15 protein-coding genes are annotated in these 14,609 nt (G+C 63.5%); 6 read left to right on the top strand and 9 right to left on the bottom strand.

The annotated features are described in order from the left end of the window. Positions 1 to 102: 102 nt before the first annotated feature. Both AC1VWL_RS13660 and AC1VWL_RS13665 read right to left on the bottom strand, forming a co-directional pair. Complete coding sequence (locus AC1VWL_RS13660) at positions 103 to 1,362, bottom strand: DEAD/DEAH box helicase (RefSeq protein ID WP_482987051.1); 1,260 nt, start codon at positions 1,360 to 1,362, stop codon at positions 103 to 105. Between the two features lie 41 nt (positions 1,363 to 1,403). Continuing rightward, positions 1,404 to 2,183, bottom strand: a complete 780-nt coding sequence (locus tag AC1VWL_RS13665) for a polysaccharide deacetylase family protein (RefSeq protein WP_482987052.1) — start codon at positions 2,181 to 2,183, stop codon at positions 1,404 to 1,406. A 60-nt stretch (positions 2,184 to 2,243) separates the two neighbouring features. Between AC1VWL_RS13665 and grxD the strand changes: the two genes are divergently transcribed. Then, entirely contained in the window at positions 2,244 to 3,170 is a 927-nt protein-coding gene (gene grxD, locus AC1VWL_RS13670; protein WP_481534229.1) for a Grx4 family monothiol glutaredoxin, read from the top strand. Positions 3,171 to 3,545: 375 nt separating this feature from the next. Here the strand turns inward: grxD and AC1VWL_RS13675 are convergent, their stop codons facing one another. Then, entirely contained in the window at positions 3,546 to 4,085 is a 540-nt protein-coding gene (locus tag AC1VWL_RS13675) for a DUF924 family protein (RefSeq protein WP_282272308.1), read from the bottom strand. Between the two features lie 249 nt (positions 4,086 to 4,334). On the opposite strand from AC1VWL_RS13675, the gene AC1VWL_RS13680 reads away from it, so the two are divergent. The 3 genes from AC1VWL_RS13680 (at position 4,335) to AC1VWL_RS13690 (ending at position 6,371) form a co-directional block, all read left to right on the top strand. Beyond that, the gene (locus AC1VWL_RS13680) at positions 4,335 to 5,279 is read left to right on the top strand and encodes a DegV family protein (protein ID WP_482987053.1); all 945 of its coding nucleotides are present in this window, start codon (positions 4,335 to 4,337) and stop codon (positions 5,277 to 5,279) included. A 72-nt stretch (positions 5,280 to 5,351) separates the two neighbouring features. Then, complete coding sequence (locus AC1VWL_RS13685; RefSeq protein WP_296251365.1) at positions 5,352 to 5,690, top strand: hypothetical protein; 339 nt, start codon at positions 5,352 to 5,354, stop codon at positions 5,688 to 5,690. Positions 5,691 to 5,693: 3 nt separating this feature from the next. Further along, entirely contained in the window at positions 5,694 to 6,371 is a 678-nt protein-coding gene (locus tag AC1VWL_RS13690) for a Dph6-related ATP pyrophosphatase (protein WP_482987054.1), read from the top strand. 288 nt (positions 6,372 to 6,659) lie between these two features. On the opposite strand, the gene AC1VWL_RS13695 is transcribed toward AC1VWL_RS13690, so the two are convergent. The 4 genes from AC1VWL_RS13695 to AC1VWL_RS13710 form a co-directional block, all read right to left on the bottom strand. Then, complete coding sequence (locus AC1VWL_RS13695; RefSeq protein ID WP_482987055.1) at positions 6,660 to 8,078, bottom strand: GGDEF domain-containing protein; 1,419 nt, start codon at positions 8,076 to 8,078, stop codon at positions 6,660 to 6,662. Between the two features lie 640 nt (positions 8,079 to 8,718). Then, positions 8,719 to 9,546 (bottom strand): S-formylglutathione hydrolase, encoded by an 828-nt coding sequence (gene fghA, locus AC1VWL_RS13700; protein WP_482987056.1) that lies wholly within the window; start codon positions 9,544 to 9,546, stop codon positions 8,719 to 8,721. 91 nt (positions 9,547 to 9,637) lie between these two features. Continuing rightward, on the bottom strand, positions 9,638 to 10,747 hold the full coding sequence (locus AC1VWL_RS13705) for an S-(hydroxymethyl)glutathione dehydrogenase/class III alcohol dehydrogenase (RefSeq protein ID WP_481509238.1): 1,110 nt from the start codon (positions 10,745 to 10,747) through the stop codon (positions 9,638 to 9,640). 49 nt (positions 10,748 to 10,796) lie between these two features. Further along, positions 10,797 to 11,072 carry a metal/formaldehyde-sensitive transcriptional repressor gene (locus AC1VWL_RS13710; protein WP_296251374.1) on the bottom strand — a complete coding sequence of 92 codons (276 nt, stop codon included), beginning with the start codon at positions 11,070 to 11,072 and terminating at the stop codon, positions 10,797 to 10,799. Between the two features lie 324 nt (positions 11,073 to 11,396). Here AC1VWL_RS13710 and AC1VWL_RS13715 point away from each other — a divergent pair, with 324 nt between their 5' ends. After that, positions 11,397 to 12,134, top strand: coding sequence for a response regulator transcription factor (locus AC1VWL_RS13715; RefSeq protein ID WP_481534236.1), 738 nt, complete (start codon positions 11,397 to 11,399; stop codon positions 12,132 to 12,134). Positions 12,135 to 12,146: 12 nt separating this feature from the next. Here the strand turns inward: AC1VWL_RS13715 and AC1VWL_RS13720 are convergent, their stop codons facing one another. Then, positions 12,147 to 13,655 (bottom strand): sensor histidine kinase, encoded by a 1,509-nt coding sequence (locus AC1VWL_RS13720; RefSeq protein ID WP_482987057.1) that lies wholly within the window; start codon positions 13,653 to 13,655, stop codon positions 12,147 to 12,149. A 125-nt stretch (positions 13,656 to 13,780) separates the two neighbouring features. After that, complete coding sequence (locus AC1VWL_RS13725) at positions 13,781 to 14,110, bottom strand: hypothetical protein (protein ID WP_481534238.1); 330 nt, start codon at positions 14,108 to 14,110, stop codon at positions 13,781 to 13,783. A gap of 104 nt (positions 14,111 to 14,214) precedes the next feature. On the opposite strand from AC1VWL_RS13725, the gene AC1VWL_RS13730 reads away from it, so the two are divergent. After that, positions 14,215 to 14,577 carry a hypothetical protein gene (locus AC1VWL_RS13730; RefSeq protein WP_482987058.1) on the top strand — a complete coding sequence of 121 codons (363 nt, stop codon included), beginning with the start codon at positions 14,215 to 14,217 and terminating at the stop codon, positions 14,575 to 14,577. Positions 14,578 to 14,609: the final 32 nt, after the last annotated feature.

Raw genomic sequence — 14,609 nt, forward strand, 5'->3', positions numbered from 1 at the left:
CCCCCCCCCCTCCCCCCCCGGGCCGGTCACGCCCGGCCGGGCCCCGCCGCCCTCCCCCCCGCCCCCCCCACTACAGGTGATGCTTTCCCGACAAGGGCCCTGTCAGGATCCGGCTTTTTCCGCCGCGGCTGCCGCCCGCGCGCGGTCTTTCTTGCTCGGCCGGCGGCCCTTGATACCACCGTTGTCGTCGGCAACCACGCTTGCCACCGGCGCTGCCTGGGTCGGCTCAAAGCCCTCAAGCACCTCGGTCCTGCTCTGCAGGCCATGGCGTTTGCAGATCAGGCGCCAATGCGCCATCGCCACCGAATCGACGAAACTCAGCGCCAAGCCCTTCTCCCCCGCGCGTCCGGTGCGGCCGATACGGTGCACGTAATCGGCTGGCGCACGCGGCAGGTCGTAGTTCACCACCACCGGCAAACGCGTGATGTCGATGCCGCGCGCCGCCAGGTCGGTCGCGACCAGCACCCGAACTTCGCCATCCTTGAAATCCTGCAACATGCGGAAGCGTCGCCCCTGCGACAGTTCACCGTGCAGGGCCTGCGCGTTGACCTCGGCTTTGCGCAGCTGCGACGCCAAACGGTCACCGTCACGGATGCTGCCGACAAAGACCAATACCTGTTGCCACTGCGGATCTTCCAGCAAGGACAGCAACAACTCGACGCGCCGGGCGCTATCGACGTGGATGGCGCGCTGCTCGATCTCCGGCGCCGACTGCTCGCCGATTTCCAGCCGCTGCGGTTCATGCAGCCCCGCCGCAGCCAAGGCCTGGATATCGGCGGCAAACGTGGCCGAGAACAGGGCGGTCTGCCGTTTTACCGGCAACTCGGCCAGGATCTGCCGCAACTCGTCGCCGAAGCCAAGCTCCAGCAGACGGTCGGCTTCGTCCAGCACCAGCAGCTGCACCTGCTTCAATGACAGGGCGTTATGCGCCAGCAGATCCAACAAGCGTCCTGGGGTGGCCACGACAATGTCGGCACCACCGCGCAGCGACATCATCTGCGGATTGATCGACACACCGCCGACCGCACAGACCAGATGTGGACGACGCGGCAACTCGCGTCCCAAGGTGGCAAACACGTCACTTACCTGCTGCGCCAGTTCGCGGGTCGGCACCAGGATCAGCTGGGCCAGTACGCGCGGCTTGCGCGGCGTTGCCATGAAGAAGCGCTGCAGCGCCGGCAGTACGTAAGCGGCCGTCTTGCCTGAGCCGGTCGGCGCCAGCGCAACCACATCGCGCCCCTTCAACAGCAAGGGCACGGCCTGCTGCTGGATCGGCGTAGGCGCCAGATAACCAGCCTGCTGCAAGGCCTGCTGCAGCGCAGGCAGCACGTAGGGAGACAGGCCGAGTTGGGAGAAAGGCATGGTGTGGTTCCAGTACGCCGCGCAATGGCGGGGAAGCGAGTCTACGCTGTTGGCTGCGGCAGGCGGGCGCGCAGGCCGCGCGCCTGCAGCTGCTGCAGCACGGCGTCGATGATGGTCAGGGTGTGGCCGTGGGCGGCGCCTTCATGCAGCAGGACGATGGCGCCAGGCTCCAGATCCGGCGCAATCCGCGCGACCACGCCCTCCGGCGTGCAGTTCACGCCGTCGTAGCCGCGCGCGCTCCAGCCAATCCGCGCCAGCCCGTGGCGCTTGAGCGCCACCGCCACGAACGGGTTGGTCATGCCTACCACCGAGCGATACCAACGCGGTGGCGACCCGGCAATCGTCGTCAACGCCTGCTGGCATTGGCCGATTTCACGCGCCATCTGCGCCGGACCCAGTGCCCAGAAGCGCGCCTGCGGGTGTGAATGGCTGTGATTGCCGATGTCATGCCCTCGCCGCAGCACCTCCTGTACAAGTTCCGGACGGGCCTGCGCGCGCTCACCGACCATGAAAAAGGTGGCCTTGGCGTCGTGCCGGTCGAGCAGTTCCAGCACCGCCAGGGTTTCATCGGACGGGCCGTCATCGATGGTCAACCACACGTCCTGACCGGGGGCGTGGCTGACAACCGGCGCATAGAAACGGCTGTTGGGCAGGAAAACCGGCACGATGAACAGCGCATGGCTGAGCAGCAGCAACGGCAGGCCCAAGGTCCAGCCCAGCTGCCACCACAGCAGCGCAACCAGCAATTGCGAGACAAGCAGCCAGGGCAGCCAACGCCAGGGGTGTACGGGAATGCGATGCAGGGTTTCCGGGGCAGTCATTCCCCATGATGCCATGCAGCGTAGAATCAGCTGGTCTACGACCACCTATACGAGTTCACGATGTCCCTGGACCCCGCCCTGCGTTCGCGCATTGAATCCATCCTCGGCGCCGACCGCGTCGTCCTGTTCATGAAGGGCCAGCCGACCATGCCGCAGTGCGGCTTTTCGGCCAAGGCTGTTGGCGCGCTGCAGGACCTGGGCGTGCAGTTCAACCACGTCAACGTGCTGGCCGACCAGGAAATCCGTGAAGGCATCAAGGCCTACGGCGACTGGCCGACCATCCCGCAGCTCTATGTGGACGGCGAGCTGATCGGCGGCAGCGACATCATCCTGCAGATGGCCAGCAGCGGCGAACTGAGCAGCCTGCTCGGCCTGGCCGCACCAGACCGCACCCCGCCGTCGATCACCGTCACCCCGGCCGCAGTTGAAATGCTCAAGGGCGCACTGGCCGACGCCCCGGGCGCCGCCCTGCAGCTGGGCATCGATGCCAGCTTCCAGCCGAACTTCCAGCTGGCCCCGTTCGATGCCAATGCCATTGCAGCCGAGTCCAACGGCCTGCGCGTGCAGTTCGATTCCTCCAGCGCGCGTCGTGCCAACGGCATCACCATTGACTGGGTCGACGACATCCGTGGCCAGGGCCTGGCGATCAACAACCCGAACGCGCCCAAGCCGGTGCAGGACCTGGACGTGCGCAGCGCCGACGACCAGCTGCGTGCCGGTGCGATCACAGTGGTCGACGTGCGTCCGGCTGACGAACGCGCCATCGCCGCGATCAACGGCAGCTTCGAAACCTTCGACGGCGACAACCGCGCCAAGCTCGAAGCCCTGCCCAAGGACACCGCACTGGCATTCCTGTGCCACCGTGGTGGCCGCAGCGCGCAGGCTGCCGCGCAGTTCCTGGCACTGGGCTTCACCAATGTGTTCAACATCACCGGCGGCATCGATGCCTGGTCGGAGAACGTGGACAACAGCGTTCCGAAGTACTGATCGGAACACGCTGCAGCAACCAAAAAAACGCCGGCCCCCAGCCGGCGTTTTTTTGCGTTGAACAAGCGCGGGAACGGCAACCTGATTGCCTGCCTTGTAGGAGCGGCGTCAGCCGCGAAGCTGATAGAACATCGGATCGCAGAGGCAACTAGCGCTGCAGCAATGTCAGCTTCGCGGCTGATGCCGCTCCCACATGCAAACCAGAAGCATGCAGCCTGTGCCCTTTTGTGGAAGCGGCGTCAGCCGCGAAGCACTTGAGTGGTCAGATGACATGCGACCCCAATGCTGCACTGCATGCGTACCGCGATGAGCAGTACCTGGCAGACAGGCGTGTATCCGACAACGCCGTCAGCAACACCAGTCCCTGCCGGGTGCTCAACCAGCAAAGCCACCTTCAGCGAGAAAATGCAGTTCCTCGGCGGTCGGGATCCGGCCCAACACCGCGTTGCGGTGCGGGAAGCGGCCAAAGCGGCGGATGACATCGCGATGCACTTCGGCGTACTTCAGGTATTCCAGATCGCCCAGCACCTCGAACATCGCCACCGCGCGCTCCTGGTCCTGCGGATCCTCGGAATGCTCGAACGGCAGGTAGATGAACGCCCGCAGCTTGAGCGGCAGTTCGCGGTCCCAACCTTCCTCGATGGTGCGGGTAGCGTAATGCCGCGCCAACCCGTCGGTAGCGTAAGAGTGCGCTGTGCCACGGAAGCAGTTGCGCGGAAACTGGTCCAGCAGGATCTGCAGCGCCAACGCGCCCTCGGCATTTTCCAGCCAGTCCTCACAACCACGCCGGGCTGCCTGGTAATGCAGGTCCAGGAAGCGCTCCCGGAACTCCACATCAAAGGCCTCGTCACGCACAAACCAACGCTGCGGACCTGCCGCGCGCCAGAACTCAACTACCGAACTTGCAGTTTCCATTACTGATCCCTGGTTCACCGCCTACCCGCAGGCGGTGACACTTCCCACCGATGTCGTCGCATCCGGGGACAGGGCCTCAGTTGCTTGGCAGTAGCTTAATAGGCTACCCCAAGCTATGAAATGAGGAAAAGGTGAAAAAACCTACCCGGGATTGGGACGGTCTCCGCATAAACCACCAACTCCATCCCAGGTTTTGAGATAGGGTTCCTATCTTTCGGGACTGTTACGACCCTTGGGGGGGTACAAAGCATGCGCATAGGAATAGTGGTCGACTCGGCCTGCGACCTGCCCAAGGGCTATCTGCAACAGAACAACATCGTGCTGCTCCCGATCAGCGTACGGATCGGCGACACGGTGCTCCCCGACCACCGCGACGAGGAGTCCACCCTGGCCTTCCTGCAGGGCCCGCTGAGCGAGCGCAGCGCCGAAGCGGAAACCATCCCCTATAGCGCCGAGCAGATCCGCGACCTGTTCCTGAGCCGCCTGGTTACCGATTTCGACCAGGTGTTCTGCATGACCATCACCCGCACCCGCAGCCCCATCCATGACAACGCGGTGCAGGCCGGCTACAGCATCCTCAACGAATACAAGCCCATCCGCCAGGCGGCCGGCCACAATTCGCCGTTCAGCCTGCGCGTCATCGACACCCAGAATCTGTTTGCCGCACAGGCGGTGAGCGCGGTGGAAGCGGTGCGCCTGCGCGACAGCGGTGCCACCGTTCCGCAGATGCGCGAACGGCTGGAGCTGGTAGCCAGCAACGTGCACGGCTACATGGTCACCCGCGACCTCTACTACCTGCGCGCCCGTGCCCGCCACAAGGGCGACCGCAGCGTCGGCCTGCTCAGCGTCGCCCTGGGCAGCGCGCTGGACATCAAACCCGTGCTGCACGGCTACCGCGGCAATACCGAGCCAGTGGCCAAGATCAAGGGCTTCGACAACGCGGTGCAGGCCTTGTTCGACTTTGTCGGCAAACGCGTGCTGCACGGCCTGATGACCCCGGTGGTCTGCGTCAGCTACGGCGGCCCGCTGGACGAGTTGCGCGCCCTGCCCGGCTACCAACAGCTGCGCGACACCTGTGACAAGCACGGCGTAACGCTGTTGGAAGCGGTGATGAGCCTGACCGGCATGGTCAACGTGGGCAAGGGCGCAGTGACCATTGGCTTTGCCGATGAACCGCATACCTTCGGCAGCTGATCAACCCGAATCATCTGGACAGAATCACTACATCTGACGCGCTAGTCTGACGCTCTACCAAGGAGGTACCCCATGTCCGTGCTCTATTCCATCTCGCTGCCCGATCCGGCCAAGGCCCGCGGCAACGATCCCCGCCTGTCATTCACCGCCAGTGGCGCGGACGCCTTTGCCGAGCAATTGCAGGCTGCACTGCGCACACCGGAGCTGTTCGAGCGCTGGAAGGCCACCCAGGACGAACCCGATGACGTGGACCCCGGTTTGGGCGCGGTTGATCCAAACGCCACGGTTACCGGCAAACAGTCCGACCTGCGCATCGACCTGGTCGCCAACACCAGCCTGCCCGGCGACCTGTTCAAGCAGCGCCTGCGCATGCTGGCCGGCAGCCATTGGGAACTGCGCGATGTGCGTTGAGTGGTGAGAACGCAGGTACTGCTGTCCTGGAGCGGCGGCAAAGACGCCGCATGGGCACTGCACGAACTCCAGCAACGCGATGACGTCGAGGTTGTCGCGCTGCTGAGCACGCTGACCGAAGGCTATGACCGCTCCTCGATGCAGGGCGTACGCCGTCAGGTATTGCTGGCCCAGGCGGACGCCGCCGGGCTGCCGCTGCTGGAAGCCTGGATACCGCAGGTCTGCGACAACGCCGTGTACCTGCAGCGCATGACAGCAGCGCTGCACGAAGCCCAACAGTGCTGGCCCCGCCTCGCGAGCATCGCTTTCGGTGACCTGCTGCTGGAAGACATCCGGCAATGGCGCGAGCAGCAGTATGCGCCCCTGGGCTGGCAGACCCTGTTCCCGCTGTTTGGCCACGACACCACCGCGCTGGCTCGGCAGATGATTGCGAACGGCCTGCATGCACAGCTGTGCTGTGTGGACAGCGAGCGGCTGGATGCCGGTTTTGCGGGCCGAGTATTTGATCAAACCTTTCTGGACGAATTGCCAGCAGGCATCGACGCCTGCGGCGAGAACGGCGAATTCCACACCTGTGCAAGCGCAGGGCCGATGTTCCGCGCTCCGTTGAAGCTTGAACAAGGCAACACCGTGCTACGCGAGAACCGCTACGCCTACACGGACTTCACCTTGCAGTTGTAGGAGCGGCGCCGGGTGGCCTCGGGCCATAAGCCGCGAAACCACAACAGCAAGAACAACAGCGCTTCATGCAATTGCAGCACTGCTCGCAATGTCAGCTCAGGCAGCTTCGCGGCTCACGCCGCTCCCACAAGGCGGGGCTGCGCTTTTGTGGGAGCGGCGTGAGCCGCGAAGCCGCGATAGAAAGAACAACAGCGCCTCGTGCAATCGCATACGTCGCTCCCACCTTCAGGATCCCAGCTTCGCGGCTTACCCCGCTCCTGCAAGACTGGATCCCGCATCGAACGATCATCAGAACCACGCCACCGCACCATCGCGTACCGACACCCGGTTCCTGCCCGCGCGCTTGGCCGCATAGAGGGCGCTATCAGCATCCTCCAGCAGCTGCACTGTCGGTGCCTTGGCAGAAGGCTGCAGGAAAGCCACACCCACACTGATGCTGACCGCTGCTTCCGGCAAGGCGAGCGATTCAATGGCCAGCCGCAACTTCTCGGCGAGGGTGATCGCATCTTCCCGCGCGCAGTCAGGCACGATCACCGCGAACTCTTCGCCGCCATAACGCGCCAGACAATCGCCCGCACGCCGGACGTTCGCCTGCAGCTGTGCTGCAACCGCCTGCAGGCAACGATCACCGGCCGGGTGCCCGTGGGCATCATTGAAGGCCTTGAAGTGATCGATATCGACCAGCAACAGCCCCAGGCCGGCGCCACTGCGATGTACGCGGCTGGCCTCGGTCTGCAGGACAGCATCGAACTGACGGCGGTTGGCCACGCCGGTCAGGCCATCCTGCCTTGCCAGCTGATCCAGCGCTGCCTGTCGTTCCAACAGGCCCATCTGCAGCAGCGTGCTGCGCAGGCTGAAGCCAATGGTGGCGACCACGAAGCCGGCCACAGCCAGGGTCCGCGCATGGTCCACGACCAGGGTACCCACGACCAACAGCAACAAAGGCAGGATCATCGGCCCACCCGCCTGCACCATCCGCGCCAGGCGCGGGTTCGGCACCAGCACCGGCGCCGATGCGCGACGCACGGCCAGCCACACCAGCAGCAGGAAGGGCAGGTCGATCAATAGATCGTTGTACGCGCCGAAGGAATCTTCCGAGGTGAAGTGGTTGATGTAACCGGCTGTCAGCAGGTACGCCAGGGCATACAGCGCCAGCGCACGAAAGAAGCTGCGCCACTCCGGTACATCGCCGGCCAGCCAGCGCACGGTTGCGAAGCTGGCAATGCACAGGTTCTGGACATCGAACATGTAGCGCATGTTGCCCATTGCCTGCTCGTCAACATCGATGCGGTCGGCAAAAAAGCTGGTATGCACGAAGAACAACACGCCCAACAATGCCGCCATCGCCGCATCGATCAGGCTGATGCTGGCGCGCTCGCGGCGCGCGCGGGCAAGGATGAACACCAGCGGCACGGCGTAAAGCACATACAACAGCAGGCTGGCGCGCGGCGTGACGTCGGCCCGGCCCGCTCCCAGCGCATCGACCAGGTTCAGCGCCATGCCGCCAGACCACAGCAGCATCGCCAGCGCGATCGCGTACCAACCCAATGCCGCCCGGTCACGCCTGGCACGCCACACGCAGCAACAGGCAGCAAGCAACGGCGCCGCGACCAGGAAGATGAAGGAACCAATGCCAGCGGGACCTGAGCCGATGGCGAGGACCAGAGCATGGCAGACGATGAACAGCAGGATCAGCACTACCGGCATGCATTCCCCATCGGACAGGCGCTATGCCCGCACGATAACGCGACGGCCGCTACGACAACGTGACCCACACCCCGGCACGGAAACCCAACCCGTAGTGCCGAGCCATGCTCGGCAAGGGCTTCACAAGCGAAAAACAAACCCCTCCCCAACCCTCCCCTTCGCTGCGCGAAAGGGAGGGCGCACAGCGTAGTGCCGAGCCATGCTCGGCAGGGGCATTACCAGCAAACGCCAACCCCTCCCCAGCCCTCCCCTTCGCTACGCGAAAGGGAGGGAGCACAGCGTAGTGCCGGGCCATGCTCGACAGGGGCGTTACCAGCAAAAGCCACCCCCTCCCCAACCCTCCCCTTCGCTACGGGAAAGGGAGGGAGCACGACGTAGTGCCGAACCATGCTCGGCAGGGGCATTACCAGCAAACGCCAACCCCTCCCCAGCCCTCCCCTTCGCTACCCGAAAGGGAGGGAGCACAGCGTAGTGCCGAGCCATGCTCGGCAGGGGCATTACCAGTAAAAGCCACCCCCTCCCCAGCCCTCCCCTTCGCTACGCGAAAGGGAGGGAGCAGAGCGTAGTGCCGAGCCATGCTCGGCGGGGACGTTACCGGTAGAGCCACAGCCGAGCATGGCTCGGCTCTACCAAAACCTCCTCAGCGCATCGCCTTGGCGTGATGCGCGATGTGATCGCCGATGAAGCTGCTGATGAAGTAGTAGCTATGGTCATAACCCGGCTGCATACGCAGCTGCAGCGGATGCCCGGCAGCCTCGCAGGCGGCCTGCAACAACTGCGGGCGCAGCTGGTTTTCCAGGAATTCATCGGCGCCGCCCTGATCAATCAGCAACGGTAGCTTCTCCTGCGCATGCGCGACCAGCTCGGTCGCGTCATAGGCTTTCCATACTTCGCGGTCTTCACCCAGATAGGCAGCAAACGCCTTCTGTCCCCATGGCACCTGCGAGGGTGCCACGATCGGCGAGAACGCCGACACGCTGCGATAGCGCCCGGGGTTCTTCAGGGCGATGGTCAGGGCACCGTGGCCGCCCATCGAATGCCCGCTGATCGCGCGCACATCGCTGGCGGCCGGGTCAGCTTCAACCCAGGCCGGCAGCTCATCGACGATGTAGTCGTACATGCGGTAATGCCGCGACCACGGTTCACGGATCGCGTTGAGGTAGAAACCGGCGCCCTTGCCCAGGTCATAGCCCTCGGCATCGGCCACTGCATCACCGCGTGGGCTCGTATCCGGCGACACCAGGATGATGCCGTGCTCGGCCGCATAGCGCTGTGCGCCGGACTTGGTGATGAAGTTCTGCTCGGTGCAGGTCAGGCCGCTCAGCCAGTACAGCACGGGGCAGGGGCCGTGCTCGGCCTGCGGCGGCAGGTAGACGCCTACCGTCATCTCGCAACCCAACACCTTGGATTCGTGCCGGTAAACGTCCTGCCAGCCGCCGAAGCAGGCGCGGTGTTCGAGTCGTTGCATGGTTTTTGAATCCTTGGTCTTGAGTTGCGTGATGTTTGCCACTGATAGAACGCCAGCTTCGCGGCTTACGCCGCTCCCACAGGTATTGTGATCAGTAATGGATGACCGAGCGGATCGACTTGCCCTCGTGCATCAGGTCGAAGGCTTCGTTGATCTTGTCCAGTTCCATCGTATGGGTCACGAACGGCGCGAGCTCGATGTCGCCCTTCATCGCATCTTCGACCATGCCCGGCAGCTGACTGCGACCCTTCACACCACCGAACGCGGTGCCCATCCACTTGCGGCCGGTCACCAGCTGGAACGGGCGGGTGGAAATCTCCTGCCCTGCACCGGCCACGCCGATGATCACGCTCTGGCCCCAACCACGGTGGGCGCATTCCAGCGCGGCACGCATCACGTTGGTGTTGCCGATGCACTCGAAGCTGTGGTCCACGCCCCAACCGGTCATCTCCACGATGACCTGCTGGATCGGCTTGTCGTGCTCCTTCGGGTTGACGCAATCGGTGGCACCGAACTGCTTGGCCAACTCGAACTTGGACGGGTTGGTGTCGATGGCGATGATGCGGCCAGCCTTGGCCTGGCGCGCGCCCTGGATCACCGCCAGGCCGATACCACCCAGGCCGAACACCGCGACGCTGTCACCTTCGGCGACCTTGGCGGTGTTGTGCACGGCACCGATGCCAGTGGTGACGCCGCAGCCCAGCAGGCAGACGTGCTCCGGGTTGGCTTCCGGGTTGACCTTGGCCAGCGACACTTCGGCCACCACGGTGTACTCGGAGAAGGTGGAGCAGCCCATGTAGTGATAGATCGGCTCGCCGTTGTACGAGAAGCGGCTGGTGCCGTCCGGCATCACGCCCTTGCCCTGGGTGGCGCGCACGGAGGTACACAGATTGGTCTTGCCGCTCTTGCAGAACAGGCACTCGCCGCATTCGGCGGTGTACAGCGGAATGACGTGATCACCGGCCTTCACCGAAGTGACGCCCTCGCCCACTTCAACCACGATGCCGGCGCCTTCGTGGCCCAGCACGCACGGGAACAGGCCTTCCGGGTCGTCACCGGACAGGGTGAAGGCATCGGTATGGCAGACGCCGGTATGGGTGATCTTGACCAGTACTTCGCCCGCCTTCGGCGGTGCGACATCGATCTCGACGATCTGCAAAGGCTGGCCCGGACCAAAGGCAACGGCGGCACGTGATTTCATGGGTTTTCTCCTGCGGGAATGATGAAGGCGGCGCAAGGCGACGCCGGAATTATTTGAGATAGGAACGGATCAGGCTGGACATCTCGGCAACGCGTGCAGCACGCTGCGCCTCGGAGCGCGCCGGCTGGCCGAACTCCTCGCGCAGGTGCGCCTCCATCACCTCGGACATCAGTCCGTTGACTGCACCGCGGATGGCCGCGATCTGCTGCAGCACCGGATTGCAGTCGGCGCCGGCTTCCAGGGCACGCTCCAACGCATCGCACTGGCCGCGGATGCGTTTGACCCGGGCCAGGACCTTCTTCTTCTCTTCGGGGGAATGCGGCATGGCGACGCCCATATCCTGTACTGGGGGATAGTATATTTTGCAGCTATGGAAAATGCCAATGGAGCGGTTTCCCCGGCGATTGGGGGCTACCCCGCCTTACATGAACACCACCACCCACCGTGGCTTTACAGGCCATTGCCTGCTCAAAACTGCCGATTCAGGCTGGGCGGGCCAGTCACTGCGTCCGCACCAACCTGACCTGACTGTCACGCGATGTCCACAACGCCGCGCATGGTCAGTCGCCGCGCCTTCCCCACCACGAACCGCTGGATGATTCCCGCGCCACTCAAGTAGTCTTGGCAGGACAATCCAGGCATCACCAACTTGAGCCAACAAGTCGACAAAAGTCCCGCCCTTCCATTGAAGGTGGCCATTACCGAAGACGACGCGGTGCTGCTTGAACGCATCCTGCTTCCCGGCCTGCGTGACTATGGTTTCAAGGTGGACGGCTTCAATGACGCCACCGCGCTCTACCGCAGCCTGCTGACCCAACAGTTCGACGTGGTGATCCTGGACATCGCCCTGCCAGGCGAGGACGGCTTGAGCATTGCGGCGCACCTCCGCCAGATACAGCCCGGGCTTGGCCTGGTCATGCTGACGGGTACCGAGAGCCGGGACAACCACCTCCGGGCGATGCGCCACGGCGCGGATGCCTACCTGTCAAAGCCGGTCGACATCGACATCATTGCGGCCACGCTGCACAGCCTGTCACGCCGCCTTGAGCGCACAGCAAAGGGCGCGGACAGCACCGATGCCCAGAACGGCAATACGCGCTGGGCCTTGGCATCCGATGATTGGTGCCTTGTGCCGCCGTCCGGGCGGATCATCGCCCTGACGACCCCGGAACGGGCACTCCTGGGCCTACTCAATGCCAACCGTGGCCAGACGGTCGAGAAGGAGCGCTTGATCGAGGCATTGACAGACAATGCCTCGGACTTCGATCCGCACCGCCTGGAAGCCCTGGTGCACCGGATCCGCCGCAAGGCCGCCACTTCGGCGCCCGGGTCACCGCCCCTGCCCTTGTTGTCTGTCCGCGGAAAGGGCTACCTGCTCGCTACCTGATCCCGCCGGACATCAGGGCGAAGAGACCAGCGGAAGCAGTATCTTCACCGTGCTGCCCTGTGGTTGCCGGGCAGCAAGCTCAACGTTTCCACCCGCCTCAAGGACCATGTCCATCACAACCGGCAAGCCCAGGCCGGTTCCCAGGCCAACGGGCTTGGTGGTGAAGAACGGATCGAACGCCCTTGCACGAATGGCCTCTGTCATGCCGTGGCCGTCATCCTGCAGGGTGAGCGAGACCCACGCGTCTCCTTCCCGCTCGGCTTTGACCAGGAAAATACCCGTTCCGGGAATCGCATCCCGCGCATTGGCTGCAATATTGAGAATGACCAGCCCGAAGCGATCAGCATCCATGCGCACCGGCAAGGCATCCTCACCGCAGTCGAGCTGCAGCTGCACGCGACCGCCGAAGAGTTGCTTCAGCATCGGCGACAGCTCGCCGAGCGAAACGCGCACATCGAAGACCTGCGGGCGGGCCACATCCTGCCTGCTGAAGTTCAACAGCTTCCTGCTGATGGCCAGGCCTCGCTTGGCAGCGAGCTCAACGTCCTCCAGCGCGCCATAGAGTGCGGGAGCTCCCTTGTCTGCCAGTCGCTCCCGCTGCCCGGCCTGACCGAGGACTATCCCGAGCACGTTGTTGAAGTCATGTGCCACGCCGCTGGCAAGACGCCCGACTGCTTCCATCTTCTGCGCATGAATCAACTGCTCACGCGTGCGTTCACGCTCGGCGACCTCCTCCTGGAGCCGGCTATAGGCCAACTCCAATTCGCGACCACGGGCATTGGATTCTTCCAGGCTGTTGCGCAATGCAGCCACGGTCCGATCCAGGGCGATCGCAATGATCAACCAGATCCCGGCCAACGACACCGCCTTGCCAACCCCCGCGACCGACGCCGCGCCACCTCCGAGCGTTGCCCGCAGGTAGTCCGCAAGCAGTGTCGCCGCCAGGATGGCAACGCAGGTCGCGTAGGTGATCCACAAGGTCCGCCGCCCCAGGACCAGGCCTGCGAGCGCCAGCAGGATCATCGGCATCGGATCGAAGCGCAGACCGAGCATGCCGGTCGCGGTGTAGATGACCGCCATCGACAACAACACCACGCCGAGGAACAGGTGCATGCCACGACGGAAACGCCCCGTTCGGATCAACCAGACACAGGCCCACGCTGCCGACATCATCAATACGTCTGTCGTCAGGTCGGCGAGCATGGCGCTGCGTGGCGGGAGGTCAGCCGACCAACGACCGCTCAGCACCGCATAGAGATACAGCGACTTGTTGAGCGGGATGAACACCCCAAGGAAGATCAGCAATACCTGCAGGAACGGCGCATTGCGCCGGTCGACCGGATCCTGCACCGGGATGTCTGAAAGCCAGCGCTGCACCGGCCTGAAAATAGCTAGCTGCTTGATAAGGAATCTCCTGACACCTGGCCTACGCGCGGAGCAACCGACACCGGCGTCCGTCCCCTTCCGGCATTCCTCATCGTTTCTCACCTGGCCCGGTGAAGAACGATGCGTGTATTCCACGAACCGCTTTTGTAGCTTACGTCCAAGACCTCCTTCCTGTCGCGGAGGAGTAACCCATACGAGGAACAAGGGTTGCCGCAGACATTGACGCTTTTACAGCGGCAACGCCACAGCTGGACACTGCCTCATGCGATATACACGAACCAACGTTTCCCAAGGACGCCTGCGACCTTCTCCAGGAACTCAAGGTCCGTCGCGCCCAGGATATCCAAACGCTGCCTGACAAACTCCGCAGGCATGTCCAACCGTCGCGACAGGGACTGATACGAGACATCCTTTTTGATCATCTCGTTCAGAACAATGACCTTCAAGGATTCATCCAGTGACAAGCGTGCAGCCATCTCACCACGCAGCTTGCCACGCGGCAACGGCACAGGCCTGGAGGAGGCCGTGCGCTCCTGCACAGCCACTCTCAGGGCAGCGTTGATTTTCTCTTCCGAGAATGTCGGCCCCATTACACAAACCTCCGGCCAATCCGCGAGCTGGAGCTGGTAACTGAAAGGCGTTCCAAGCGACCTAACTGGATAGATAAGCATATGCCCTGCCGCATCCATGGATATTGGATTTTCTTGCCGAGTTGCCAGGACTGCAGGCCCGGCATCTCCTCGCCAATTTCCGCATCACGTTCACGCTCCGGATCACCCTGATGAAGCACGCAAGCATCGATGAATTGAAAACCCTGATCGATTCCCTGGACGATATTTCGCTGAACGCAGGCAGTCGAATTGAAATCCTCCAGAAGATCAGGCAATCGGCTGCGAGCCTCTACATCAATGGCTCGAACAACTCCGTCGACCATTGCGACCGGATCGACGCGATGGTGCTGGAAGCGATTGAAGTTGCATTGCTCCCTTTCGAACGGGAGCCGTTTGGCCATTCCTGCGCCGACCCTTTCCCCGCTGCGGAATATATCCAGCCATAGCGCAGGTGACACGCATGCTTTCTCATGAAACC

The sequence above is a fragment of the Stenotrophomonas sp. STEN063 genome (genome assembly GCF_056854515.1).

Bases quoted from the DNA above. Each gene is read 5' to 3' on its own strand.
- AC1VWL_RS13660 (WP_482987051.1), bottom strand. From the start codon at position 1,362: ATGCCTTTCTCCCAACTCGGCCTGTCTCCCTACGTGCTGCCTGCGCTG.
- AC1VWL_RS13665 (WP_482987052.1), bottom strand. From the start codon at position 2,183: ATGACTGCCCCGGAAACCCTGCATCGCATTCCCGTACACCCCTGGCGT.
- grxD (WP_481534229.1), top strand. From the start codon at position 2,244: ATGTCCCTGGACCCCGCCCTGCGTTCGCGCATTGAATCCATCCTCGGC.
- AC1VWL_RS13675 (WP_282272308.1), bottom strand. From the start codon at position 4,085: ATGGAAACTGCAAGTTCGGTAGTTGAGTTCTGGCGCGCGGCAGGTCCG.
- AC1VWL_RS13680 (WP_482987053.1), top strand. From the start codon at position 4,335: ATGCGCATAGGAATAGTGGTCGACTCGGCCTGCGACCTGCCCAAGGGC.
- AC1VWL_RS13685 (WP_296251365.1), top strand. From the start codon at position 5,352: ATGTCCGTGCTCTATTCCATCTCGCTGCCCGATCCGGCCAAGGCCCGC.
- AC1VWL_RS13695 (WP_482987055.1), bottom strand. From the start codon at position 8,078: ATGCCGGTAGTGCTGATCCTGCTGTTCATCGTCTGCCATGCTCTGGTC.
- fghA (WP_482987056.1), bottom strand. From the start codon at position 9,546: ATGCAACGACTCGAACACCGCGCCTGCTTCGGCGGCTGGCAGGACGTT.
- AC1VWL_RS13705 (WP_481509238.1), bottom strand. From the start codon at position 10,747: ATGAAATCACGTGCCGCCGTTGCCTTTGGTCCGGGCCAGCCTTTGCAG.
- AC1VWL_RS13710 (WP_296251374.1), bottom strand. From the start codon at position 11,072: ATGCCGCATTCCCCCGAAGAGAAGAAGAAGGTCCTGGCCCGGGTCAAA.
- AC1VWL_RS13725 (WP_481534238.1), bottom strand. From the start codon at position 14,110: ATGGGGCCGACATTCTCGGAAGAGAAAATCAACGCTGCCCTGAGAGTG.